The sequence below is a fragment of the Micromonospora sp. LOL_021 genome (assembly GCF_048060215.1).
In the GTDB taxonomy this organism is placed as follows: Bacteria; Actinomycetota; Actinomycetes; order Mycobacteriales; family Micromonosporaceae; genus Micromonospora_E.
Genome location: NZ_JBHMIN010000039.1, coordinates 20,693 through 46,200, shown reverse-complemented (window position 1 = coordinate 46,200; position 25,508 = coordinate 20,693). Strand labels below are relative to the sequence as shown.

The window sequence follows — 25,508 nt, the reverse complement described above, 5'->3', positions numbered from 1 at the left end:
GGCAGCGCGAAACGCTGCCGGGCCCGTTCGGTGCGTGGCTCGGTAGTCCCGGCGACGCGTGACCGCGGTCGGTCAGGCGACCATCGACCCGACCACCGGCTTGGTGATCAGCGCCGACTGGTTGCGCCGGATGCCGGGGTCGAGCGAGCGCTCCACGAAGATCGCGTGCCAGATGCAGAACACCAGCACCGTCCACACCTTGCGGGAGTGGTCGGCCTCCTCGCGCTTGTGCTCGTCCAGCAGCCGCATCGCGTACGACAGGTCGAGCAGGTCACCGGCGCCCGAGGTGGCGAAGATGTGCCGGGCCCACTCGTACATCTCGCCGCGCAGCCACACCCGGGTCGGGGTCGGGAAGCCGAGTTTGCGGCGGTTCACGATGGCCGGCGGCACCACGGTCTGCAGGGCCTGGCGCATCGCGTACTTGGTGGCGTCGGAGCGGGGCGGCAGCCGCAGCTCCACCGGGATCTTCGCGGCGACGTCGAAGACCTCCTTGTCGAGGAACGGCACCCGTACCTCCAGCGAATGCGCCATCGAGATCCGGTCCGCCTTGACCAGGATGTCGCCGCGCAGCCAGGTGTACAGGTCGACGTACTGCATCTTGGTGACGTCGTCGCAGTCGGCGCACTCGGCGTAGATCGGCGCGGTCACGTCGGTGTAGCGCACCGACGGGTCGTAGCGGCGCAGCAGGTGCCGCTTCTCCTCCTCGGTGAACATCCGCGCGTTGCCGTAGTAGCGCTCCTCGATCGGGGTGGTGCCCCGCTCCAGGAAGCTTTTGCCCTTCACCCCCTGCGGGATCACCTTGGAGACGGCGCGCAACCCTTTCTGCATCGGGTCCGGCAGTCCGTGCACCGCGCCCAGCGACAACGGCTCGCGGTAGATGGTGTAGCCGCCGAAGAACTCGTCCGCGCCTTCGCCGGAGAGCACCACCGTCACGTGTTCGGCGGCCTTCTGCGCCACGAAGTACAGCGGCACCAGCGCCGGGTCGGCCACCGGGTCGTCCAGGTGCCAGACGATGCGCGGCAGCGCCTCCATCATGTCCTGCGGCCCGATCTTCGTCGGGATGGTGGTCACGTTCAGGTGCCGGGCCGAGTCCTGGGCGACCTCGATCTCCGAGTAGCCCGACACGTCGTACCCGACGGTGAAGGTCAGGATGTTCGGGTTGAACTCGCGGGCCAGCGCCACCACCGCGGTCGAGTCGATGCCGCTGGACAGGAACGCTCCGACCGGCACGTCGGCCCGCATGTGCATGCGTACGCTCTCCCGCAGCGTCTCGCGGATCTCGTCGTACAGCCGCTGCGGGTCGGGCGTCGGTGTCGGCCGGAAGATCGGCTGGTACCAGCGGCGGACCTGCACCCCGCCGGCCGGATCCGGCGCCGGCCCACCGGTCGTCGGGTCCAGCGCCGGCGGCGACCAGGTCAGGCACTCCCCGGAGCCGATCCGGCTGATCCCGGAGTGCAGGGTGCGCGGCTCCGGCACGTACTGCAGGGTCAGGTAGTGCGACAGGTTCGCGGTGTCCACCCCGGCGTCGCCGGCACCCGCGGCGGCGGAGAACGGCAGCAGCGCCTTCTTCTCCGAGGCCAGGTAGATGCCGTCCGGGGTCTGCAGGTAGTGCAGCGGCTTGATGCCGAAGTAGTCCCGGGCGCCGAACGCGCGACGCCGCTGCCGGTCCCAGATCACGAAGGCGAACATGCCGCGCAGCTTGTGCAGCACCTTCTCGCCCCAGTAGTGGTACCCGGCGACGATCACCTCACCGTCACCGGCGGTGGCGAACTGCGCGCCGAACTCCCGGACCAGCTGGTCCCGCAGCTCGATGTAGTTGTAGATCTCGCCGTTGAAGGTGAGCAGGTAGCGGCCGTCGGCGTAGGCGAGCGGCTCCTGGCTGGACGCCACGTCGATGATGGCCAGCCGCTTGTGCGCGAACACCGCGTCAGCCCACCGGCCGGTCGGGTCGCCGATCACCTCCACGCCGGTCTCGTCCGGGCCACGGTGGTGCAGGCATTCCAACGCGTGGGCGATCGCGTCGCGGTGTGCGCCGGCGTCGCCGCGGGCGCTGAAAAAGGCCAGGAGTCCGCACATGGCAGACATCTTTTCACGTGCCGGTCACGCGGTACCGTCGAGTACGCCCAACCGTGGGGAGGACGCAAATGACACACGATCAGACCGAGGGCACGGCTCCGGACCGGTCCGGAGCCACCGGCACCGGGATGACCGCCGAGGGCACCGAGACGACCGCCGAGGTCGTCGCCGAGCAGCCGCGCACCGAGTCGCACGACCCGGACTTCCCGGAGAAGCTCCTGGAGTTCATGCGCACCGGCTGGCGCGACGACACGCTGCCGCTCGCCCCGCGTACCGAGGCGCCGAACCACGCCCGCCGCCGCGCCGCCCTCGCCGACGCCTTCCCCGGCGAGACCCTGGTGGTGCCCACCGGCACCGAGAAGACCCGGGCCAACGACACCGACTACCCGTTCCGGCCGGGCAGCGACTTCGTCTACCTGACCGGGGACCATGATCCGGACGGCGTGCTGGTGCTGCACCCGACCGGGGACGGACACGACGCGGTGCTCTACACCCGGCAGCGGTCGTCGCGGGACAACGACGAGTTCTTCCGCAGCCGCGACGGTGAGCTGTGGGTGGGCCGACGGCGCACCCTGGCGGAGAAGTCCGCCGAGCTGGGGCTGCGCACGGCGCCGCTGAGTGAGCTGCCGCAGGCGTTGGCCGGGTGCGCGCCGGCCCGGACCCGGGTGCTGCGCGGCTTCGACCCGCGGGTGGACGCGGCGGTGCTGCCGTACGACAGCGGCGACGACGCCGGGGCCCGCGACCGTGAGCTGGCCACGGCGATCGCCGAGGCGAAGCTGGTCAAGGACGAATGGGAGGTCGCCCAACTCCAGGCGGCGATCGACGCGACGGTCCGCGGCTTCGAGGACGTGGCCCGGGTGCTGCCGGCCGACCGACCGGTCGCCGAACGGCTGCTGGAGGGGATCTTCGCGCTGCGGGCCCGACACGACGGCAACGACGTCGGTTACGGTTCGATCGTCGGTGCGGGCGCGCACGCGACGATCCTGCACTGGGTACGCAACGACGGCGTCACCCGTCCGGGTGAACTGCTGCTGATGGACATGGGTGTGGAGGGGCACCACCTCTACACCGCCGACGTGACCCGGACCCTGCCGGTGTCCGGCCGGTTCACCGCCCTGCAGCGGCAGGTCTACGACATCGTGTACGCCGCGCAGCAGGCCGGCATGGACTACATCAAGCCGGGGGTGAAGTTCAGCGACGTGCACCAGACCTGCATGCGGGTACTCGCCGAAGGCCTGGCCGAGCTGGGGGTGCTGCCGGTCAGCGTGGACGAGGCGATGGAATCCGAGTCGACCGTCTACCGCCGGTGGACGCTGCACGGCTTCGGCCACATGCTCGGCATCGACGTGCACGACTGCTCGTACGCCCGCAAGGAACGCTACCGCGACGGCGAGCTCGGCGAGGGGTACGTGCTGACCGTCGAGCCCGGCCTGTACTTCCAGCCGGAGGACGAGCTGGTGCCCGAGGAGCTGCGCGGCGTCGGCATCCGGATCGAGGACGACGTGCTGGTCACCGCCGCCGGCGCGGTGAACCTGTCGGCCGGGCTGCCCCGGCAGGCCGACGAGGTCGAGGCCTGGCTGGCGGCGCAGCGCGAGGCCGGCCCCCGGCTGCCCTGACCCCGACGGCCCGACGCTGGTTCACCTGACCCGGTGCCGATCCGGTGGGCCGTCAGGTCGGCTGGACGAAGACCGCCACGGTACGCGGCGGCACGGTGAACGTGCCGGTGGCGGTGTCGAAGCTGGCCTGCCGGCTCACCGGGTCGGCCGAGTCGCGCAGCACCGGGTGCAGCTCGACGGTGGCCCGGCGTAGCTCGGGCAGCCGCTGCCGGGCGGTCCGCGGAGTCGCGTTGAAGATCACCGTCACCGACCGCCACCGCCGGTCGAGGCCGGCGGAGCGCAGCCGCATGGTGATCACGCCGGGGGTCTCGGCCGGCCCGGCCAGCGGGAAGCTGACCCGCTGCTGCACCTCGCGCGCGGTGGACAGGGCGAACACCGGTGACGAGGCACGGATCCGCAGCAGTTCGGCGTACCGGGCGGCGGTCGCCTCGATCGTGGCGCAGTCCGGGACCAGCGCCGGATCGGCGAGCAGTGGGCCGGCGTACGGCCATTTGTCGGCGTTGTCGGCGGCCGGCGGCAACCCGGCGCCGAAGCCGTTGCCGGCGGTGCAGTCCCAGCGGATCTGGTTGAACCAGTCCCCCGAGTTGTACGAGTTGCGGTCCAACGACTTGGACCGCAGCCGTTCACTGCCGGCGGTGACGAACCCGGTGCCCTGAGCGAAGATCACCGTCGACAGAGCGAGCACCTGCGCCCGCGACCGGTCGGCGGTCGACGTACCGGCCGGCAGCTTGTACGCCAGCGCGTCGTAGAGAATCTCGTTGTCGTGCGCGTCGACGTAGGTCACCGCCTCCCCCGGTGCCGCCGTGTAGCCGGCCGGTGAGCCGTTGTAGTCGATGTCGGCGCCGGTCACCCGGTCCCCGCTGGCGGCGGTGAACGAGTATCCGGCAAGGTTCCCGGCCAGTCCGACCTTGATCAGGTCCTGCTGGTGGCGCAGCCGGGCCTGCTGCTCGGCGGGGCTGCCGTTGACCGGGTCACCGTTGGGGTCGGTGAACAGGCCGGTGGCGAAGCCCTGCACCCGGGGGTTGGCGTCGAACGGGCCACCGCCGCGCACCGCGTCGCGCAGTCGGTCGGTGAAGGTGCCGACCCCGGTGCCGGCCATGTTGGCCTGGGTGGCCTGGACGAACCGGGCGTCGCCGGCGACCTCGCCGAAGTCCCAGCCCTCGCCGTAGAGCAGGATCGACCGGCCGTCCACCCCGTCCCGGGCCACGGTCAGCCGGTCCAGTGCCTGGCGTACCGCCAGGATGTTGGCCTTCGGGTGGTGGCCCATCAGGTCGAACCGGAAACCATCCACCTTGTACGCCCTGGCCCAGGTGACCACCGAGTCGACGACCAGCCGGCCCATCATGGCGTGTTCCGGTGCGGTGTTGGCGCAGCAGGTGGAGGTGGCGACGGTGCCGTCGTCGAGCAGCCGGTGGTAGTACCCGGGCACGATCTGGTCGAGCACCGAGTGCCGGTCCACGCCAGCCGCTGACGTGTGGTTGTAGACCACGTCGAGCACCACCCGCAGCCCGGCGGCGTTGAGCCCGGCGACCATCTCGCGGAACTCGCCGGTGCGGACGGCACCGTCCGGGTCGGTGGCGTAGCCGCCTTCCGGGACCGTGTAGTGCAGCGGGTCGTAGCCCCAGTTGTAGCCGTCGCGGTCGGCCACGGCGGCGACGCACTCCTGCTGACGGGGTGAGTCGGGCGGCAGCGCGGCCAGGTCACAGTCCGGCTCGGCCTGCGCGACCCGACGCTCGGGAATGGTGGCGAAGTCGAAGGTCGGCAACAGGTGCAGGTGGGTGACGCCGGCGTCGGCCAGCGACCGCAGGTGCCGCATCCCGGTCGTTTCCGGGTCGGTGAACGCCAGGTAGGTGCCGCGCCGGTCGGCGGGAACACTGTCGTCGGCGATGGAGAAGTCGCGGACCGACACCTCCTGGATCTGGGTCCGGCCGGCCGGCACCGCCGCCGGTTTGCGCAGCCGCGTCCAGCCATCCGGTGCGAGGGCCGGGCCGTCGAGGTCGACGATCTGGCTGTGCGTGGAGTCGGCGGCCAGGGCCACCGCGTACGGGTCGGTGACCGAGGCGGTCACCATCCGCCCGGCGGCCGGCTGCCAGGCGTCGACCCGGAAGCGGTAGTAGCGGCCGGTCCAGGACGGTTCACCGCGTGCCGACCAGACGCCGGTGCGGTCGTCGCGGCGCATCGCCACGGTCTGCGGCTCGGCGGTCGGCGTGTCGAACAACTCCAGTGCGACGGTACGGGCGGTCGGTGCCCAGACCGACAGGGTCGGTCGCCGGCCGGCGAAGGTGACCCCGAGCGGAGCTTTCGTCGCGGCGGCGTACAGGTCGTCGAGCACGCCGGGCGACTGCACGCCGGTGACCGCCAGCAGGTTGCCCTCGTGGTCGCGTTCGGTGACCGCGAGCTGGCCGCGCAGCGCGGCGGTGAGCGTCGCCCAGTCCCGGGCGTCGACGGTGAAGGCGTGGTGCGCCCACAGGTGCGGCATCGCCGCCCGCTGGGCTTCGGTGAGCCCGTTGCGCCGCGCGGTCAACGGGATCGACCGGTAGTCGCCGACGAGATCGTCGCCGTCGACCCGCAGCCCGCCCTCGGGTGCCCAGACCAGTTCGTAGCGCCTGCCGTCGGTCGGGCCGGTGACCCAGGCCACAGTGGACCGGTCGATCCAGTGAGCCCGCTGTGCGGTCAGGTCGAGGTCGCGGCGGGCGCCGCCGGGCGCCGCCGGCAGCAGCCGCTGCGGATCACCGGCGAGCAGCCACACCTCGCGGCCGGCGGTGGCGAAGTCGAGCCGCTGGTCGGTCGGCAGGTCCTTGTCGTCGCCTCGGTGGACGATGTAGCTCAGCCCGGTCGCGCCGTCGGCCAGCGGCACCCGGAAGGTGACGCCGTAGTCGTCCCGGTCTGCCGGCGGCAGCGGGTCGGCCCAGTCGGTGGGGGCGGCGGCGCCGTCCCAGACGTGCAGCCCCCAGCCGGTGTAGTCGCCGTCGGCGCGGCGGTAGTGCAGCACCGCCACGCCGTCGTCGACCGGTGGATCGTCCTCGCCGGTGGCGTCGCGGCGGGTCGGGTAGAGCGCCGGGTCGCCCTGCTTGACCCACACCTCGCCGGTGGCGCTCACGTCCACGGTCCGGTCGACGTCGACGTCCTTTGTGCCGTCGGCGTCGACGACGAGGAAGCCGACCGATTTCGCACCGGGGGCGAGTCTCACCCAGGCGAACCGGCCGTAGCTGTCCTCACCGGCGAACGGCTGGCCGGTCGGCCAGGTGGTCTGCCAGTCGGGGTCGATGTCGCCCCAGGTGTACAGGCCCCAGTCGGCGTAGTCGCCGTCGGGTCGCTGGTAGTGCACGACCAGCCAGTCGCGGTCGTCACCGGACGGCGGGGTGCCGACCACGGAGGCGGTCCTCGCGGTGGCGGTCCGGTGTCTGCTGTCGCGCACCACCGCCTTGTACTCGATCCGGGTGCCGGCGGCCAACCCGGTGAGGTCGTGGTGCACCTGGTACGGGGCGTGCCGGGCCCGGCCGAGCACGGTCCACTTGCCGCCGGCGACCCGGGCTGCGACGGTGACCTCGGCCAGCGGGTCTCCGGTCACCTCGGCGGTGACGGCGGCCCGGGTGGCGACGGCGGCACCGTCGGCCGGGCCGGTGATCGAGATCGACGGGCCGCCGGCCGGCGTCGAGACCGGGGTGCCGGCCCGGTGCACCAGCGAGGACAGTGCCGGCACGGTGACTGTGATCCGCCCGGCGGCGTCGGCCTGGACCGGCCGGTGCCCGCCGTGCACGCCGGTGAAGGTGGCACCGGGTGACCAGGTGTCGACGGTGACCTGCTGGGCGGTGGTGGCGTTGTTGACGGCGACGACGTACTCCACGCGCTCGGCCGGGTCGACGCGGGAGAAGGCGAACACGCCGGGGCCGTCGGCAGCGTACCGGGTGACCTGGATGCCGTCGCGCAACGCCGGGTGGGCGGCGCGCAGTGCGCCGAGCGCGGCGATGCCCCGGTAGAGCGGGTGGTCGCGGTCGAACTGGTCGTCGGCGTGGGTGCGGTCGGTGCCGAGCAGGTCGTCGTCGAGGTAGTCGGCGACCCGGGAGCCGAACATCGTCTGCCGGGCGTCGGAGTCTCCGCCGGCACCGGTGAAGCCCTGCTCGTCGCCGGAGTAGATCACCGGCTGGCCCCGGGTGAGGAACAACAGTTCGTGGGCGAGCAGGTCGCGGCGCAGGTGGCTGGCCGGGTCGGTGCCGCCGTCGACGACGAACGTGCCGATCCGGCCCATGTCGTGGTTGCCGAGGAAGGTCGGCAGCCGGCCGGCGTCGGTGTCCCGGGCGGTGTACAGCGGATCGGCGGCGTACAGCTCGGCCAGTGCGGTCGCCGAGCCGCCGCCGGCGACGTACGACCGGGCGGCCTCCTGAAAGCCGAAGTCCAGGGTGGCCGGTAGCCCGCCCCGGCGGACATAGGTCGAGGTGACCTCGGGGTCGGCGGAGTAGACCTCGCCGAACATGAAGAAGTCGGGGCGCCCGGCGCGCCGGGCCGCGTCGTCGATGCCCCGGCTGAACTGCGGCCAGAAGTCGAGGTTGACGTGTTTGACGGTGTCCAGCCGGTAGCCGTCCACCCCGGTGTCACGGATCCAGTCGGCGAAGATCCTCGTCATGCCGCGGACCACCTCCGGCCGTTCGGTCCACAGGTCGTCGAGGCCGAAGAAGTCACCGTACTCGCTGTTCTCGCCGACGAAGGTGCTGTCGCCCCGGTTGTGGTACATGGTCGGGTTCAGCCAGGCCGGGACCTTGACTCGCGCGTCGGCGGGGTCGACGACCGGTGTGTACGGGAACGCGTCGGTGTCGACGTCCGGAAAGGCGCGGCTGCCGTCGGCGTGGTTGCGGTCGTCGAACGGGCGGCCGGCGACGTCGCGGTACGGGGCCGTGGCCTTGTCGACGTAGGTGTAGCTGTCCTCGGCGTAGGAGATGACGTCGGCGGTGTGGTTGACGATGACGTCGAGGTAGATCTTGATGCCGCGCCGGTGGGCGAGCTCGACGAGCCGTTTCAGGTCGGCCTTGCTGCCGAAGTGCGGATCGACCTGGGTGAAGTCGGTGATCCAGTACCCGTGGTAGCCGGCCGAGACGTCGTCGCCGCTGCCCTGCACCGGCCGGTTGACGAAGACCGGGGCAAGCCAGATGGCGGTGGTGCCCAGGCCCTGGATGTAGTCCAGGTTGTCGATCACACCCTGCAGGTCGCCGCCCTGGTAGAAGCCCTTGTCGGTGGGGTCGTGACCGGTGGTCAGCCGGTCACCGGTCAGCCCGCCCCGGTCGTTGCCCGGGTCGCCGTTGGCGAACCGGTCCGGCAACAGGAAGTAGAACTGTTCAGCGCGGCTGGCGGTCCCGGCGGGTGCGGTGCCGGTGGGTGCGGTGCCGGCCGCCGGTGCCGGGACGCCGGCCAGGGTGGCGACGAGGACAGCAGCGAGAGCGTACGGCGCCAGGCGGGACGTACGGGTGCGGACGGGTGCGGACGGGTGCGGCTTCCATCGACAGCCTTCTGTTGACGATGAGCGCACGCTAACCTTTGCTGCAAGATTCTGCAATATCTTGCAGACGTGGTCAGTCCAGGTCGCAGGGCGCGCCGTTGGCCAGGCACCGCTGCGGGGTGGCACCGCGACCGTGGCGTTCGAAGTGGAACCGCAACGGCACGGACGAACGGGCCCCGACCGGCACCGAACCAGTGAAGACGTACTCGCGGCCGGACCGACGCATGGTCGCCTGCGGCGCGCCTTCGACCCAGGCCGCGTACAGCCGACCGACGTTGTCCGGGAACCGGACGGTGACGGTCCAGTCACGATCGCGCCGCGAAGTGTTCACCACCAGCACCTCGGCGATGAACCCGTCGCCGAACTGCTGGAGCACGCGGTAGCGGCCGACCACGTCGGGGTCGGCCGGCGGCGCCGGGGTGCGAGGCGGGGCGGGTGTCGTGGCGCGCGGCGACTCGACCGGCTCGTGGGCCGGGCCGGACGGCGACGGCGGCATGGCGGCCGGAGTGGACGGTGCCGCCGAGGACGGCGCGGGCCGCAGGACCGCCTCGCCAGACGGCGGCGGGGCGGCGGCGACCAGCTGGCCGCCGGTGTTCACCGCTGGCGGGGTCGCGGCGACCCGTGGCTCGGGCTCGGGGACGACGGTCGGCGGCGGCTCACCGATCGCCCGGGTCTGCACGGGCACGCAGCCGGCGGCCACCAGAAAGATGACCACCATGACGGCGACTCCACTCAGGACGACCACCCAGGGTGCCAGGGCAATCACGGTGGAAGGGGTCCAAGCGGTGCGCGCGGCGTGTCTGCCGTCCACGTTGGCCCCCTTTTCGCACCGGCGTCCCGCGGAAGAGTAGCGATTCCGACCCGCAGTGCAAAAGGCCCAGTTACTGACTAGTTAGTCGAGTGGGGTAACAGTACAGATACGCACCGCGTCGCGACCGAGCCGCAGCAGATAGTGGAACCGTTGACCGGGCACCGACCGCCCGTACGCGTCGAGGTACTCCCACTCCACCTCGACCGCCACCAACGCCGCGCTCACCTGCTGGACCTGGTGGAAGCGGGCGTGCGACGCGACGATCCGCCGCTGGGCGTAGTCCGGTGCGGCACCGACGAAGGACAGCGCCACCGCCGCTGGCGTGGAGAACGCGAAGCTGTAAGCATCGGCGACGCGAAGCAGTCCGCGATGCCGGGCACATCGCCGGCGGTGATCGCCGCGCCGTACCGGTCGAAGAAGCCGGCGAGCGTGTCGAGGTCGGTCGAGGTGTCCACGCCGATCGCAGTCCCCGGTGGGACCGGTCGGCAAACCCGTCCCGGGAGCCGGTACCCGGGTTGCGACAATAGCAAGACGGACGTACGGTTTTGTTGCGAGCCGCGCTCCGGGTAAGTGTTACCTCACCCCGACGCCGCGGTAATCCGTACGAAAGACTGCCAGGACGACCAGGGACACAGCGGTAAGGAGTCCGACGTGGCGAGCCTCGACACCTTCGGTGCGAAGAGCCAGCTGCGCGTCGCCGACGCGAGCTACGAGATTTTCAAGATCAACACAGTGGCGGGTCACGAACACCTGCCGTACAGCCTGAAGATCCTGCTGGAGAACCTGCTCCGCACCGAGGACGGGGCCAACGTCACCGCCGAGCAGATCCGGGCGCTCGGTTCCTGGGACCCGACCGCCGAGCCGAGCGTCGAGATCCAGTTCACCCCGGCCCGGGTCCTCATGCAGGACTTCACCGGCGTACCGTGCGTGGTCGACCTGGCCACCATGCGGGAGGCCGTCCGGGAGCTCGGTGGCGACCCCACCAAGGTCAACCCGCTCGCGCCGGCCGAACTGGTCATCGACCACTCGGTCATCGCCGACCTGTTCGGCCGCGAGGACGCGTTCGCCCGCAACGTCGAGCTGGAGTACGGCCGCAACAAGGAGCGCTACCAGTTCCTGCGCTGGGGCCAGACCGCGTTCAACGAGTTCAAGGTCGTCCCGCCCGGCACCGGCATCGTCCACCAGGTCAACATCGAGTACCTGGCCCGGACGATCATGGAGCGCAACGGGCAGGCCTACCCGGACACCGTCGTCGGCACCGACTCGCACACCACGATGGTCAACGGGCTGGGCGTCGTGGGCTGGGGCGTCGGCGGCATCGAGGCGGAGGCCGCCATGCTCGGCCAGCCGGTCAGCATGCTGATCCCCCGGGTCGTCGGGTTCAAGCTGTCCGGCGAGGCGCCCGCCGGCACCACCGCCACCGACCTGGTGCTCACCATCACCGAGATGCTGCGCCAGCACGGCGTGGTCGGCAAGTTCGTCGAGTTCTACGGACCCGGCGTCAGCGCCGTGCCGCTGGCCAACCGGGCCACCATCGGCAACATGTCGCCCGAGTACGGCTCCACCGTCGCGATCTTCCCGATCGACGCCGAGACCATCAACTACCTGCGACTCACCGGCCGCGACGACGCCCAGGTCGCGCTGGTCGAGGCGTACGCCAAGGAACAGGGTCTGTGGCACGACCCGGCCGCCGAACCGCACTACTCGGAGCGGCTCGAACTCGACCTGTCGACCATCGAGCCGTCGCTGGCCGGACCGAAGCGCCCGCAGGACCGGGTGCCGCTGGGCAGCGCCAAGACCATGTTCCGCTCCGCGTTGACCGACTACGTCGCCGACGACCACACCCCGTCCGTGGCCGGCCCGGCCGACGAGGCCAGCGTCGAGTCCTTCCCGGCCAGCGACCCGCCGGCCGCCGACGGCGCCGACGACCCGGCCGACAAGCCGCACGAGCTGATCAGCGCCTCGGTCGGCGCCGGTGGGCGGGCCAGCAAGCCGGTGCAGGTGACCGGCGCCGACGGCGCCCGGTTCGAGCTGGACCACGGGGCCGTGGTGATCGCGGCGATCACCTCCTGCACCAACACCTCCAACCCGCAGGTGATGCTCGGTGCCGCGCTGCTGGCCCGCAACGCGGTCGACCGGGGGCTGACCCGCAAGCCGTGGGTGAAGACCACCCTGGCACCGGGTTCCAAGGTCGTCATGGACTACTACGAGCGGGCCGGCCTCACCCCGTACCTGGAGAAGCTCGGCTTCCACCTGGTCGGCTACGGCTGCACCACCTGCATCGGCAACTCCGGACCGCTGCCCGAGGAGATCAGCGCCGCGGTCAACGAACACGACCTGACCGTGGTGTCGGTGCTGTCCGGCAACCGCAACTTCGAGGGCCGGATCAACCCGGACGTCAAAATGAACTACCTGGCCTCGCCGCCGCTGGTGGTCGCGTACGCCCTCGCCGGCACGATGGACATCGACCTGGCCAACGAGCCGCTGGGCACCGGATCCGACGGTCAGCCGGTGTTCCTGCGCGACATCTGGCCCAGCAACGCCGAGATCGAACAGGTGCGGGCCAGTGCCATCGGTGCCGCCGGGTTCGGCGCCGCGTACGCCGACGTGTTCGCCGGCGACGAGCGGTGGCAGTCGCTGCCCACCCCGACCGGCGACACCTTCACCTGGGCCGACGAGTCGACCTACGTGCGTAGGCCCCCGTACTTCGAGGGCATGGCGCCGACGCCGCAGCCGGTGACCGACATCGCCGGTGCCCGGGTACTGGCCAAGCTCGGCGACTCGGTGACCACCGACCACATCTCGCCGGCCGGTGCGATCAAGCCCGACTCCCCCGCCGGACGCTACCTCAGCGAACACGGCGTCCCCCGGCACGAGTTCAACTCGTACGGATCCCGGCGCGGTAACCACGAGGTGATGATCCGTGGCACCTTCGCCAACATCCGGCTGCGCAACCAGCTGGTGCCGGGCGTCGAAGGCGGCTTCACGGTCAACCACCTGACCGGGGAGCAGACCAGCATCTACGACGCGTCGGTGGGGTACGCGCAGGCCGGCGTGCCGCTGGTGGTGCTGGCCGGCAAGGAGTACGGCTCCGGTTCGTCGCGGGACTGGGCGGCCAAGGGCACCATGCTGCTCGGCGTACGGGCGGTCATCGCCGAGTCCTACGAGCGGATCCACCGCTCCAACCTGATCGGCATGGGGGTGCTGCCGCTGCAGTACCCGGCCGGGCAGGACGCCGCCTCCCTCGGGCTCACCGGCACCGAGACGATCGACATCGCCGGGGTGACCGCGCTCAACGACGGCACCACGCCGCGTACGGTGACCGTGCGCACCGACACCGGTGTCGAGTTCGAGGCCGTGGTCCGGATCGACACCCCGGGCGAGGCCGACTACTACCGGCACGGCGGCATCCTGCAGTTCGTGCTGCGCAAGATGCTGGCCAGCTGACCCAGGTCCGGATGAACGGCGGCGGTGGATGGTGGCCGGACCGGTCACCACCCACCGCCGTGTTGTGCCAAGCTCGGGCTATGGACGACAGGACCCTGCTGGCCCGGATCCAGGAACTGGTCGACGAGGAGCACGAGCTGCGTGGCAGGTTCGCCGCCGGGCAGCTCTCCGCCGACGAGGAGCACGCCCGGCTGGGCGCGCTGGAAGAAGCGCTCGACCAGTGCTGGGACCTGCTGCGTCGCCGCCGGGCCGCCCGGGACGTCGGCGACGACCCGGACGCCGTCCAGCCACGGCCCACCGGCGAGGTGGAGGGTTACTTGCAGTAGTACCGGTGGCGCAGGTCAGCCGGCGAGCACCGCGGCCACGGCCGGGATCACGCCGGAGGCTTCCCGGGTCGGCGCGTACCGCTCGTCCAGCCAGTTGCGGCCCCGGTGCAGCCAGACGCTGGGCAGCCCGGTCGCGGCGGCCCCGCCGATGTCGGCCTCCGGGCTGTCACCCACCATCCAGGCACCGCGGAGCCGCATCCGGACGCTCTGCGCGGCCAGTGCGAAGATCCTCGGGTTGGGTTTGCTGACCCCGGCGGCTTCCGAGATCACCCAGTCGGCCACGTACCGGTCCAGGCCGGTCCGGCGGATCTTTGCCTCCTGCTGGCGGGCGGTCCCGTTGGTGACTATCACCGGCACCCAGCCGGCGTCCCGGGCGATCGCCAACGAACAGGCGACCAGTGGGTCCAGTCGGGTGTGCCGCACGACGCCGTCGTGCAGCTCCTCGACCAGGTCGACCGACGAAGTCCGGAGCCGGTACCGTTCCCGGAGCGCGTCGGCCAGATCCCACCGGTCGGTCAGCCCGTCGGCGTCGACGGAGACCAGCCAGTCGATGTCGTCTCGGGGGGCACCGACCGAGTCGAGGAATTCCTGACCCCACACACGGAACGCCCCCGCCCGGTCGAGCAGGGTGTTGTCCAGATCCAGGAGCAGGAGTGGCACGGGCGCACCTTACGCGACACCGTATGGCGGGGAACAGTCCCAGAATGTAAACGAGTGCCGGTAGCAAGCCGTACGTACGGCTTGCTACCGGTCTGCCCACCTGACACGATCACATCATGCCCCGGGTGAGCCAGATCCAGCTCGACGCACGCCGCCAGGAGATCCTCGCCGCCGCCCGGGTCTGCTTCGCCCGGCACGGGTACGAAGGGGCCACCGTCCGCCGGCTGGAGGAGGCCACCGGGCTGTCCCGGGGGGCGATCTTCCACCACTTCCGGGACAAGGACTCACTGTTCCTGGCGGTCGCCGAGGACGACGCGGCCGCGATGGTCGAGACGGTGGCCCGCAACGGACTGGTCCAGGTGATGCGCGACCTGCTCACCCGGGCCGATTCCCCGGACACCGCCGGCTGGCTGGGCAGCCAGCTCGAAGTGTCCCGACGGCTGCGTACCGACCCGGACTTCGCCCGGCGCTGGGCCGCCCGGTCCGCGGCGATCGCCGAGGCGACCCGGGATCGGCTCGGCCGCCAACGCGATGCCGGCGTGCTGCGCGACGACGTACCGATCGACGTCCTGGCGCGGTTCCTGGAGCTGGCCTACGACGGGCTGGTGCTGCAGCTGGCGATGGGGCGGCCGGGCAGCGACCTCGGTGCCGTCCTCGACATCGTCGAGGAGGCGGTACGCCGTCCCCCGCCGCGCTGACCGGTGGCACGGCCGTCCCACAATAGGGACCACCGTCAGCGCGGGAGCGTCGGCGACCCGACGCCCGACCAACCAGGAGACCCCCATGACGCCCGGTGAAACCTGGGGCATCCCCGGCCCCACCTTCCTCGTCGTCTTCGGACTGACCGCACTGGTGCTCCTCGTCGCCAACCTCGGCTACCGGCGGATCGCGCTCGCCGGGCACGACGGCCGCACCGGATCGCTGGGCGGCGTCGAGGTCGCGTACCTCAACGGCGGGGGCCGGTTGGCTGTGTACGCCAGCCTGGCGGCGTTGCGCTCGGCGGGCAGCGTCGACGTCGGCACCCGCGGCACGTTGCGGGCCACCGGTCCGCTGCCGACCGGGGCCGGGCAACTCGACCAGGCGGTGCACCACTCCGCGCAGCGCCAGGTACGCGTCCGCGACCTGCAGACCGACCAGTGGGTCGGCGACGCGCTGCACCGGATGCGCGACGGGCTGGTCTCCGCCGGCCTGGCCATCGGTGACGGCCAACGCCGTACCGCCCGGCTGCTCGCCGGCACGGTCGGGATCCTCGCCGCCGTCGGTGTGCTGCGAGTGTTCGCCGGCGCCGCGAACAACCGGCCGGTCGGCTACCTGGTGCTGATGCTCGCGGTCACCGTACCGGTGGCACTGGTGCTGTTCTTCTCGGTGCCGCGCCGCACCCGGGCCGCGAAACGCCTCCTCACCAAACTGCGCGGCCAGTACCGTCACCTCTCGCCGACCCTGCGGCCGGCCCCCGCGACATACGGTGTCGCCGGCGCAGCGATGGGGGTCGGCGTTTTCGGGGCTGCGTCGTTGTGGGCCATGGATCCGGCGTTCGCGGGGACCGCGGAGATCCAGCGGGTGAGCGCCGGCACCGGGTCCTCCAGCTGGGGCGGTGACAGCGGCGGTGACGGCGGGGGTGGCGGCTGCGGTGGTGGCGGCTGCGGCGGATGAGGCCGATGTCCGCCAGAGCCTGGCCGCCCAACCCGGACACCGGGCTCGGGGTCGGCCTCGGCTGGCGCCCGGAGATCTCCGGCTTCGTCGCTGAATTGCCCGGATTGCGCTTCTGCGAGGTGATCGCCGAGTCGGTCGACCCCGGCCGGCCACTGGACGACGGGCTGCACCGGCTCCGTGAGCGGGGGGTGACCGTCGTGCCGCACGGCGTACGGCTGTCCCTCGGCAGCGCCGAGCCGGTCGGGCAGGACCGGGTCGACCGGCTCGCGGGCGTCGCCGAGCTGCTCGGCGCGCCCCTGGTCAGCGAACACATCGCCTTCGTCCGGGCCGGCGGGGTCGAGGCCGGGCATCTGCTGCCGCTGCCCCGCACCTGGGCGGCGGTCGACACGGTCGTCGACAACGTCCGGCGGGTGGCCGCCGAGCTGCCGGTGCCGGTCGCGCTCGAACCGATCGCCGCGGTGTTCGACTGGCCCGACGACGAGCTCGACGAGGCCGATTTCATCGGCGAGATCGTCGAGCGCTCCGGTGCGCTGCTGCTGTTGGACGTCGCGAACGTCTACGCCAACGCCCGCAACCGGGGCGACGACCCGGTCGCCCTGCTCGACCGGCTGCCGCTGGAACGCATCGCGTACGTGCACGTCGCCGGCGGTGCCGCCGACCGGGACGGGATCTACCACGATACGCACACCGACCCGGTCCCGGCCGAGGTGCTGCAGCTGCTCGCCGCGTTGTGCGCCCGGCAGCGGCCACCAGCGGTGCTGCTGGAGCGGGACGGGTACTATCCGCCGGGCGAGGTGCTGCGCGCCGAGCTGGACGTGATCGCGGCGACCGCCGGGCTGGGCCGGATCACGTGACCGACCAGGTGTCGCCCGGCGACCGTTCCGACCCCCGTGCCGGACTCGCCGCCGCCCAGCGGGCAGAGCTCGCCGCCGCCCAGCGGGCAGAGCTCGCCGCCGCCCAGCGGGCGCTGATCACGGCCCTCGTCGACGGCACCCATTCACCGCCCGGCTTCGACCCGCACCGGCTGTCGGTCGCCCGTACCGCGTTGGCCCGCAAGCGCGCGGGTGAGGTGGCCCGGCACTGGCCGGTACTGGCCGCCTCGCTCGGTGCTGCCTGGCCGGCCGCGTTCGTCCGCTGGGCCACGGGCCGGCGGCCGGCAGGCGGGCTGCGCGAGGGCTGGGACTTCGCCCGGACGCTGGCCGCCGATGACCGTCTGCCGGATCTGGCCGTGACGGAGCTGGCCGGCCGGGAGGTCGGCTGGCGCTACGACGGGTCGTCGGTTCCCCGCCGACGCCGTTTCCCGGCGGTACGACGGCTGCCCGGTGGGTGGACGGTCCAGGTCGCCGGTCAGGTATGGACGTACGGCGGCCGCCGCCGGTAGCCGCCCCGGAGCATCCGCCGGGCCGTCGGCCGGCGGGGTCACAGCCAGCGGGGTCACAGCATGCGGCAGGATCGGGCCATGGATCTAGGCCTCGAAAACCGGGTGTACGTGCTCACCGGCGCGTCCCGTGGACTCGGCTACGCCACCGCCGCCTGTCTGGTCGCCGACGGGGCGCGGGTGGTGCTCGCCGCCCGGGACACCGCCGGTCTGAACGCGGCGGCGCAACGCCTCGGCGGTCCGCAGCACGCGATCGCGGTCAGCGCCGACCTGAGCGAGCCGGACTGCCCGGCCCGCCTGGTCGCGACGGCCCAGGAGCACTACGGCCGGCTCGACGGGGCGTTGATTTCGGTCGGCGGGCCGAAACCCGGCCCCAGCCACGCGGTCAGTGACGAACAGTGGCGGTCGGCGTTCGACACGGTCTTCGTCGGCACGGTACGGGCGGTGCGAACCGTCGCCGACGCGCTACCCGCCGGCGGGGCGGTCGCCGTGGTGCTGTCGACGTCGGCCCGGATGCCACTGCCCGGGCTGGGCATCTCGAACGGCCTGCGGCCCGGGCTCGCTGCGGTCGCCAAGGAGCTCGCCGACGGCTACGCCGGCCGAGGCGTCCGAGTGGTCAGTCTGCTGCCCGGCCGGATCATGACCGACCGCAACGTGGAACTCTTCGCCGCGACCGATGATCCGCAGCAGGCCCGGGCCGAGGCCGAGGCGGACATCCCGCTCGGCCGGCTGGGCGAGCCGGCGGAGTTCGGCCGAGTGGCGGCGTTCGTCCTGTCCCCGGCGGCGAGCTATCTGACCGGCATCACGCTGCCCGTCGACGGCGGCGCGCTGCCCTGCCCCTGAACGGCTTTTCGGCGTGTCCACCGACCGGGCCACGATGGCGCAGCTGCTGGCCGACGCTGTCGGCCGTACCCTGCCCGACGTCGTCGGACCCGATCTCGACGTGCTGTTCTGCGGGATCAATCCGAGCCTGTACTCCGCTGCCGTCGGCCACCACTTCGCCCGCCCGGGCAACCGGTTCTGGCCGACGCTGCACCGGTCCGGTTTCACGCCCCGGCGGCTCGACCCCAGCGAAGATCATCTGCTGCCCGGGTTCGGGCTGGGCGTGACGAACCTGGTCGCCAGGGCGACGGCGCGGGCCGACGAACTCACGCCGCCGGAGCTGGTCGCCGGAGGCGCGCGGCTCGTCCGGCTGGCCGCCGCGTGCCGACCCCGGTGGATCGCCGTGGTCGGGGTGACCGCCTACCGGCTGGCGTTCGACCAGCCACGGGCGGTCGTCGGACCCCGGCCCGAGGACCTCGGCGGCGCGAGGCTCTGGGTGCTGCCCAACCCGAGCGGGCTCAATGCCCACTACCAGCTCGACCGGCTCGTCGCCGAGTTCGACCGGCTACGGCAGGCGGTGACGGCCGGACCGCCGCAATAGGCGGTTACTGGTGGCGGGCCAACCGCTCGCGGATCAGCTGACCGAACAGGCCGGCAGGTTGTCCGCAGTCGAGGCACTGAAGACCTTCGTCGAGACGTGGCCCCCCGCACTGGGCGCACCGGCCCCGGTCGCGCGGATCGTGGTACGACCGCAGGGCGGCGCAGAGCGCCGCAGCCACCGAGTCGGTCAGTACGACAGGGTCGGCGTCGCCGACGCGAACCGCCACGCCAGCCGACCGGGCCGGTGCCAGATCGAGCGCGGCCAGCCGCGCAGCGAACTCGCGCAGTGCCGCCGCGACCGCAGCCTCCGGTTCCATCGGCCCAGCGTAGTCGACGGCGGACCGCTATCCGGCGGCGGTGCCCGACGGCGGATGCAGGTCCTGGTCGGTCGGGAAGGCGCGACCGGACCCGGCCGTCACTGGGTCCAGCCCGGTGTCGTCGAGGTACGGGGTCGGCGAGTCGGCCACCGCGAACTGGGTGCGGTACAGCTCGGCGTACAGCCCGCCGGCGGCGATCAGCTCGGCGTGCCGGCCGCGCTCGACGATCCGGCCCTCGTCGAGGACGAGGATCTGGTCCGCGTCGCGCACCGTCGACAGCCGATGCGCGATGACCAGTGCGGTACGGCCGCTCAGCGCGACAGACAGAGCGCGCTGCACCGCCGCCTCGGACTCGGAGTCGAGGTGGGCGGTGGCCTCGTCGAGGATGACGATCGACGGCGCCTTGAGCAGCAGCCGGGCGATGGCGATCCGCTGTTTCTCGCCGCCGGAGAAGCGGTAACCGCGCTCCCCGACCACCGTGTCCAGCCCGTCCGGCAGGGCCCGGACCAGCTCCTCGACCTGTGCGCCGCGCAGCGCCGCCCACAGCTCGTCGTCGGTGGCGTCCGGCCGGGCGTACCGCAGGTTCTCCGCGATCGTCTCGTGGAACAGATGGGAATCCTGGGTGACCACCCCGATGGTGTCGCGCAGCGAGTCGAGTGTCGCGTCGCGCACGTCCACCCCGCCCACCCGGATCTCGCCGTCGGTCACGTCGTACACCCGGGAGACCAGCATCGCGGTGGTGCTCTTGCCGGCGCCGGACGGGCCGACCAGGGCGACCAGCTGCCCTGGCTCGACGGTGAACGACACCCCGCGCAGCACCGGCTCGGAGACGGTCCGGTCGAGCGTCGCGACGTCCTCCAGCGAGGCCAGCGAGATCTCGGCGGCGCTGGGGTACCGGAACCGGACGTCGCGGAACTCCAGCCGGCTGGAGCCGGGCGGCACGACGACGGCGTCCGGGCGCTCGGCGATCGACGGGGCGAGGTCGAGCACCTCGAACACCCGGTCGAAGGAGACCAACGCGCTCATCACGTCGACCCGCACGTTGCTCAACGCGGTCAGCGGGCCGTAGAGGCGGGTCAGCAGCAGGGCCAGGGTCACCACGGTGCCGGCGCTGACCGCACCGGTGACCGCCAGCCAGCCGCCGAGTCCGTAGGTGAGCGCCTGGGCGAGCGAGGCGACCAGCAGCATCGCCACGAAGAAGGTACGCGAGTACATCGCCGACTGGATGCCGATCTCCCGGACCCGGTCGGCCCGCTCGGCGAACCGGCGTGCCTCGACCTCGGGCTGGCCGAAGAGCTTGACCAGCAGCGCGCCGGCGACCCCGAACCGCTCGGTCATCGTGGCGTTCATCTTGGCGTCGAGGTCGTACGACTCCCGGGTGATCTCCGCGAGCCGCTTGCCGACCCGGCGGGCCGGCACGATGAAGATCGGCAGCAGCACCAGGGACAGCGCGGTGATCTGCCAGGACAAGGTGAACATCACCGCGGCGGTGAGCACCAGTTGGATGACGTTGCTGACCACACCGGACAGCGTCGAGGTGAAGGCACGCTGGGCACCGATCACGTCGTTGTTGAGCCGGCTGACCAGCGCGCCGGTCTGGGTCCGGGTGAAGAACTGCAACGGCATCCGCTGCACGTGGTCGTAGACCCGGGTCCGCAGGTCCAGGATGATGCCCTCACCGATCCGGGCGGCGTACCAGCGTTGGGCCAGGGAGAGCAGCGCGTCCACCACGGCGAGCCCGGCGATCAGCAGAGCCAGCCGGACCACGGTGGCGCCGGCGTCGGCGCGACCGGCGGTGATCGTGTTCACCACGTCGCCGGCGAGGACCGGGGTGGCGACACCGATGCCGGCCGCCAGCACGACGGTGATCAGGAAGACGCTGATGTCCCGCCGGTACGGGCGGGCGAAGGCGACGATCCGCCGGGTGGTTCCCCGGCTGACCCGGTGGGAACGCAACTGGTCGCCGTCGCGCATCGAACGCAGCATGCCCCAGCCGGCCCCCATGCCACCCATCCCACCGGATCCAGCCATCGGCACCCGCCACCTTCGTCTCGCCACACCGTCGCGGGCACCAGTGTCCCGGACACCTACGACAACCGTTCAGGTAACTGGCGTCTTCCCGTTGGGGCCTTACCGCCCGACCTGGCGGCTACTCCCCGGCTCCGGTCAGATCCCGGATCCGTCGGGTCTGTGCCTCCCGCTCGGCGCGTAGCTGGGCGGCGGGGGTACGGTCGGTGGCGCCGGTGAGCAGGGCCTTGATCTCGACGACCGCGTCGCGGGGCCCGGCCAGCACGGCCGCGACCAGGTCGGCGACGGCCGGGGCCAGCTCCGTCGCGGGCACCACCAGGTTGGCCAGCCCGAGCCGATCGGCCTCGGCCGCGTCGAGCCAGCGACCAGTGACACAGATTTCCAGGGCCCGGGCGTAGCCGACCAGGTCGACGAGTCGCCGGGTGCCGCCGAGGTCCGGCACCAGGCCGAGGGTCACCTCGGCCATCCGCAGCCGGGCGTCGTCGGCCAGGACGCGCAAGTCGCAGCCGAGGGCCAGCTGGAATCCGGCACCGACGGCCGGCCCGTGCACGGCGGCGATGCTGATCACGTCGGGGCGTGCCAGCCAGGTGAAGGCCTCCTGGTACTCGGCGATCCGGGCAGCGCACTCGTCCGGCGGCAGGGCGGCCAACGGCGGCGCGGCCTTGGCATCCGCCGCGCTGGGATCGAGCAGTGCCTGGATCGCGCCCCGGTCGAGGCCGGCGGAGAAGGCCCGACCGGCGCCGCGGACCACCACGACGCGAACGTCGCCGCGCAGCTCCCGGCCGATGCCGCGCAGCGCCCGCCACATCTGCGGGGTTTGAGCGTTGAGCACGTCGGGCCGGTCCAACGTCACCGTCGCGACCGGCCCGTCGTAGTCGAGTCGTACGCCACCGGACACGGTCAACGAGGGCCCTGACCGTGGCAGCGGGGTACGGGACGCGACCGGATGGTCATCCCTTCTTGCGACGCCGAGCGCCGCCACGCTGGCGCAGTTGCACGCCGGACTCGGTGAGCACCCGGTGGACGAACCCGTACGAGCGGCCAGTGGAGGCCGCAAGGGCGCGGATGCTCTCGCCGGATGTGTACCGCTTGACCAGGTCCTTGGCCAGGGTCTGACGCTCGGCTCCGACGATCCGGCGACCCTTCTCGGTGGTGGCGGCTGTGCCGGTGGCTGCCATGTTGATTCCTCACGTCCCAGACTGTGCGGTTCGATGCGGTCCCACCTATTAGACCGCCTCCAACGATCATGCGCCAGATATCAACTGTTCGCCAACCGACACGCACAGCCCTGTCAGTTACCCGATACGGTGCCGCCGAGGAATCCCAGCGGCATGCCGGCAGCCCTTCGTCACCCCTCACCGGTACGCCTTGTTCATACAATTCACGCTATCCGATAATGACGTTCACCGATACGGCATCGCTCCGGCCCGGGGTGTGGAGCGGACCGCCTCCTCATGCAAGTTCCACGAGTTCGAGCAGGTCGTCGCTCCACGCATCCTCGTCTCCGTCGGGCAGGAGAATCGCCCGGTCCGGTTTGAGAGCCAGCACCGCACCCGGATCGTGGGTCACCAGGACGATGGCTCCGGGATACCGGGCGATGGCATCGAGAACCTGTTCACGGCTGACCGGATCCAGGTTGTTGGTCGGCTCGTCGAGCAGCAATACGTTTGCCCCCGAACAGACCAGCGTGGCCAACGCGAGCCGGGTCTTCTCCCCGCCCGAGAGCACCCCGGCCGGCTTGTTCACGTCCTCACCGCTGAACAGGAACGCACCGAGAATCTTTCGCAGGTCGGTGTCCGCCTGGTCGATCGCCGCACTGCGCATGTGGTCGAGCACCGAACGCTCCACGTCCAAGGTCTCGTGCTCCTGCGCGTAGTAGCCGATCCGCAGCCCGTGCCCGGGCCGCACCGCCCCGGAATCCGGCTCGACCAAGCCACCGAGAATCCGCAGCAACGTCGTCTTGCCGGCACCGTTCAGCCCGAGGATCGCCACCCGGGAGCCACGATCGACCGCCACGTCGACCCCGGAGAAGATCTCCAACGATCCGTACGACTTCGACAGCCCTGCCGCGGTCAACGGCGTCTTGCCGCACGGCGCCGGGCTGGGGAACCGGACCTTGGCCACCTTGTCGGCGACCCGCTCGTCCTCCAGACCGGCGAGCAGCTTCTCCGCCCGCCGGGCCATGTTCTGCGCGGCCACCGTCTTGGTGGCCTTGGCCCGCATCTTGTCGGCCTGGGCGAGCAGCGCCCCGGCCTTCTTCTCCGCGTTCGCCCGTTCCCGGCGGCGGCGCCGCTCGTCGGTCTCCCGCTGCTGCTGGTACGCCGCCCAGCCGACGTTGTAGACGTCCACCACCGAGCGGGTGGCGTCGAGGAACCAGACCTTGTTGACCACCGCGTCCAGCAGGTCCACGTCGTGGCTGATCACCACCAGCCCGCCCTTGTGCCCGGCGAGGAAGCCACGCAGCCAGGTGATCGAGTCGGCGTCCAGGTGGTTGGTCGGTTCGTCGAGCAGCAGGATGCCACCGCCGTTCTCGGCCGCGTCGCGGAACAGGATGCGGGCCAGCTCGATGCGGCGGCGCTGACCGCCGGAGAGTGTCCCGATCGGCTGGCTCAACACCCGGTCCGGCAGACCCAGGTTGGCGCAGATCCGGGCCGCCTCGGCCTCGGCGGCATACCCGCCGAGGGAGGCGAACTGGTCCTCCAGCGTGCCGTAGCGGCGGACCAGGCGCTCGTCGGTGCCGCCCTGCGCCAACTGCTGCTCGAGTTCGTTCATCTGGGACATCAGCCGGTCCAGGCCGCGGGCCGACAGCACCCGGTCGCGGGCGGTCACGGTCAGATCGCCGGTACGCGGATCCTGCGGGAGATAACCGACCGCGCTGCGCCGGTCGATCTGTCCGGCGTACGGCAGGCCCTCGCCGGCCAGCACCTTCAGGGTGGTGGTCTTGCCGGCACCATTGCGCCCGACCAGGCCGATCCGGTCGCCGGGCTGCACCCGCAGGGTGGTTTCGGACAGCAGGATCCGCGAGCCCGCACGCAGTTCCAGGCCGGTAGCGGTGATCATTGGTAGCTCACTCCTGAGATCGGAAGCTGACTCGCGGACACGACAAAACGCCGACCGGACGTCCTGTCCGTCGGCGTGGGGCGGTTCAGCCTTCGCAGAGCAGCACGGCACCATACTACCGGCGGTCGGCACTGGCACCCAGCCGGTTACCGGGCCAAGATCATCGACGGTCACGCGTGAACCGGCTGCGGTTGGCGTTCCATCCCCGACGGTGTCACGGGACGCCGGCTGACCGAGCGGTACGCGGTGCGCCGCCCGCCTGGTGTACCAGCCTGGCCGAACCGGGGAACTTGTCCACCAACGGGTTGATGCACCGCGCCGACCAGGGATGTTAGGCACATCAGGCGCGCGTAACGATCATTTGACTCCCTGGAGACGACACTCATGCTGCCCGGTGGGATGATGCCCATAACCCAGCTGATCGCGATGGTCCGCAGCACTCCGCCGCGACAGGCTGTCGGGCTGCTGGCAGCCATGCCGGCCGACCGTATCCCGGTGGCAGTCGCCGAGCTGACGACCTCCGACCTGGTCCGACTGCTCCCGGCCGCCAGCGACGATCTTCGATCCCGGTTGATGGGTCTGCTCAGCACCGATCAGCTGGCCGACCTGGCCCGAGCCATGCCGACCGCCGAGGCGGTGGCCATGCTCAATCGACTTCCGGCCGAGCAGGTGCAGGCGGTGGCCGACCGGCTGCCGCAACCCACCGTCGCGGCCCTGCTCACCGCGATGCCTGCGGACCGGCAGGCCGACCTGCTGTCGGTGATGCGTCCGCAACAGGCGCAGGCGGCCTGGGCCGGTACCTACCAACGGGAGGTGGCCGAGGCGCTCGCCCGGGCCAACGCCGAGGTGAGCATCCCGGCGAACGCCCCGCCCGGAATCGTGCTGGTCCAGATCTTCGGCTGGCAGATCACCGTGGCCGCCCGCCGCGACGACGACGGACGGGTGGCGGTACGCGACGCCGAGGACGCGGCGTACCGCATGCGCGCCAACGCGGCGCTCGCGGTGACCGACTACCAGCCAGCCACCGACGTGCTGGACTACTGCGACGAGGCTCGCCGGCAGGGACGCCCGATCAGTGCGGTCAGCTGGGTCGACGACCGGCACGACGGTTTCCTCAAACGGGCCCTGGTCAGCCTGGTGCACTGACCAGCCGCGCCGCCGCCGGCCGGACTGGACGGGCCGCGCCGCCGGCCGGATGTGACAGCCGGCGGCGGCGCGGGTGC

Annotated in this window: 20 protein-coding genes; 10 read left to right on the top strand and 10 right to left on the bottom strand. The window is 71.7% G+C overall.

The genetic code is table 11. From position 1 onward, the window contains the following. Window positions 1–72 precede the first annotated feature (72 nt). The gene (gene asnB, locus ACFHWT_RS22510) at window positions 73–2,076 is read right to left on the bottom strand and encodes an asparagine synthase (glutamine-hydrolyzing) (protein ID WP_416596641.1); all 2,004 of its coding nucleotides are present in this window, start codon (window positions 2,074–2,076) and stop codon (window positions 73–75) included. A 128-nt stretch (window positions 2,077–2,204) separates the two neighbouring features. Between asnB and ACFHWT_RS22505 the strand changes: the two genes are divergently transcribed. Then, on the top strand, window positions 2,205–3,692 hold the full coding sequence (locus ACFHWT_RS22505; RefSeq protein ID WP_416596658.1) for an aminopeptidase P family protein: 1,488 nt from the start codon (window positions 2,205–2,207) through the stop codon (window positions 3,690–3,692). Window positions 3,693–3,744: 52 nt separating this feature from the next. Here ACFHWT_RS22505 and pulA read toward each other — a convergent pair whose 3' ends face one another. The 3 genes from pulA to ACFHWT_RS22490 all read right to left on the bottom strand — a co-directional run bounded on the left by pulA (window position 3,745) and on the right by ACFHWT_RS22490 (window position 10,306). Then, window positions 3,745–9,138 carry a pullulanase-type alpha-1,6-glucosidase gene (gene pulA, locus ACFHWT_RS22500; RefSeq protein WP_416596657.1) on the bottom strand — a complete coding sequence of 1,798 codons (5,394 nt, stop codon included), beginning with the start codon at window positions 9,136–9,138 and terminating at the stop codon, window positions 3,745–3,747. 118 nt (window positions 9,139–9,256) lie between these two features. After that, window positions 9,257–9,901: a cellulose binding domain-containing protein gene (locus ACFHWT_RS22495; RefSeq protein WP_416596640.1), complete on the bottom strand. Its 645-nt coding sequence runs from the start codon at window positions 9,899–9,901 to the stop codon at window positions 9,257–9,259. Window positions 9,902–10,075: 174 nt separating this feature from the next. Then, window positions 10,076–10,306, bottom strand: a complete 231-nt coding sequence (locus tag ACFHWT_RS22490; RefSeq protein ID WP_416596639.1) for a hypothetical protein — start codon at window positions 10,304–10,306, stop codon at window positions 10,076–10,078. Between the two features lie 339 nt (window positions 10,307–10,645). Here ACFHWT_RS22490 and ACFHWT_RS22485 point away from each other — a divergent pair, with 339 nt between their 5' ends. Both ACFHWT_RS22485 and ACFHWT_RS22480 read left to right on the top strand, forming a co-directional pair. Next, complete coding sequence (locus ACFHWT_RS22485) at window positions 10,646–13,441, top strand: aconitate hydratase (protein WP_416596638.1); 2,796 nt, start codon at window positions 10,646–10,648, stop codon at window positions 13,439–13,441. A gap of 80 nt (window positions 13,442–13,521) precedes the next feature. Beyond that, window positions 13,522–13,767, top strand: a complete 246-nt coding sequence (locus ACFHWT_RS22480; protein WP_416596637.1) for a DUF2630 family protein — start codon at window positions 13,522–13,524, stop codon at window positions 13,765–13,767. A gap of 15 nt (window positions 13,768–13,782) precedes the next feature. On the opposite strand, the gene ACFHWT_RS22475 is transcribed toward ACFHWT_RS22480, so the two are convergent. Continuing rightward, complete coding sequence (locus tag ACFHWT_RS22475) at window positions 13,783–14,427, bottom strand: HAD family hydrolase (RefSeq protein WP_416596636.1); 645 nt, start codon at window positions 14,425–14,427, stop codon at window positions 13,783–13,785. A gap of 116 nt (window positions 14,428–14,543) precedes the next feature. On the opposite strand from ACFHWT_RS22475, the gene ACFHWT_RS22470 reads away from it, so the two are divergent. The 6 genes from ACFHWT_RS22470 to mug all read left to right on the top strand — a co-directional run bounded on the left by ACFHWT_RS22470 (window position 14,544) and on the right by mug (window position 18,881). After that, on the top strand, window positions 14,544–15,125 hold the full coding sequence (locus ACFHWT_RS22470; RefSeq protein WP_416596635.1) for a TetR/AcrR family transcriptional regulator: 582 nt from the start codon (window positions 14,544–14,546) through the stop codon (window positions 15,123–15,125). A gap of 85 nt (window positions 15,126–15,210) precedes the next feature. Next, a complete protein-coding gene (locus ACFHWT_RS22465; RefSeq protein ID WP_416596634.1) occupies window positions 15,211–16,080 on the top strand; it encodes a TIGR04222 domain-containing membrane protein in 870 nt (289 codons plus the stop codon). Window positions 16,081–16,085: 5 nt separating this feature from the next. Beyond that, the gene (locus tag ACFHWT_RS22460) at window positions 16,086–16,934 is read left to right on the top strand and encodes a DUF692 domain-containing protein (protein WP_416596633.1); all 849 of its coding nucleotides are present in this window, start codon (window positions 16,086–16,088) and stop codon (window positions 16,932–16,934) included. Further along, window positions 16,931–17,461 (top strand): hypothetical protein, encoded by a 531-nt coding sequence (locus ACFHWT_RS22455; RefSeq protein ID WP_416596632.1) that lies wholly within the window; start codon window positions 16,931–16,933, stop codon window positions 17,459–17,461. The genes ACFHWT_RS22460 and ACFHWT_RS22455 overlap by 4 nt, the downstream gene beginning before the upstream one ends. 78 nt (window positions 17,462–17,539) lie before the next feature. Further along, entirely contained in the window at window positions 17,540–18,301 is a 762-nt protein-coding gene (locus ACFHWT_RS22450) for an SDR family oxidoreductase (protein ID WP_416596631.1), read from the top strand. A gap of 34 nt (window positions 18,302–18,335) precedes the next feature. After that, complete coding sequence (gene mug, locus ACFHWT_RS22445; protein ID WP_282234700.1) at window positions 18,336–18,881, top strand: G/U mismatch-specific DNA glycosylase; 546 nt, start codon at window positions 18,336–18,338, stop codon at window positions 18,879–18,881. 4 nt (window positions 18,882–18,885) lie between these two features. Here the strand turns inward: mug and ACFHWT_RS22440 are convergent, their stop codons facing one another. The 5 genes from ACFHWT_RS22440 to ACFHWT_RS22420 form a co-directional block, all read right to left on the bottom strand. Next, a complete protein-coding gene (locus tag ACFHWT_RS22440; RefSeq protein WP_289213083.1) occupies window positions 18,886–19,197 on the bottom strand; it encodes a hypothetical protein in 312 nt (103 codons plus the stop codon). A 27-nt stretch (window positions 19,198–19,224) separates the two neighbouring features. After that, window positions 19,225–21,228 carry an ABC transporter ATP-binding protein gene (locus tag ACFHWT_RS22435; RefSeq protein ID WP_416596630.1) on the bottom strand — a complete coding sequence of 668 codons (2,004 nt, stop codon included), beginning with the start codon at window positions 21,226–21,228 and terminating at the stop codon, window positions 19,225–19,227. A gap of 118 nt (window positions 21,229–21,346) precedes the next feature. After that, window positions 21,347–22,129 (bottom strand): enoyl-CoA hydratase/isomerase family protein, encoded by a 783-nt coding sequence (locus ACFHWT_RS22430; protein ID WP_416596629.1) that lies wholly within the window; start codon window positions 22,127–22,129, stop codon window positions 21,347–21,349. Window positions 22,130–22,175: 46 nt separating this feature from the next. Next, a complete protein-coding gene (locus tag ACFHWT_RS22425; RefSeq protein ID WP_123602399.1) occupies window positions 22,176–22,403 on the bottom strand; it encodes a helix-turn-helix domain-containing protein in 228 nt (75 codons plus the stop codon). Between the two features lie 274 nt (window positions 22,404–22,677). Then, complete coding sequence (locus ACFHWT_RS22420) at window positions 22,678–24,285, bottom strand: ABC-F family ATP-binding cassette domain-containing protein (RefSeq protein ID WP_416596628.1); 1,608 nt, start codon at window positions 24,283–24,285, stop codon at window positions 22,678–22,680. A gap of 402 nt (window positions 24,286–24,687) precedes the next feature. Between ACFHWT_RS22420 and ACFHWT_RS22415 the strand changes: the two genes are divergently transcribed. Beyond that, window positions 24,688–25,431 carry a magnesium transporter MgtE N-terminal domain-containing protein gene (locus tag ACFHWT_RS22415; protein ID WP_416596627.1) on the top strand — a complete coding sequence of 248 codons (744 nt, stop codon included), beginning with the start codon at window positions 24,688–24,690 and terminating at the stop codon, window positions 25,429–25,431. Window positions 25,432–25,508 lie beyond the last annotated feature (77 nt).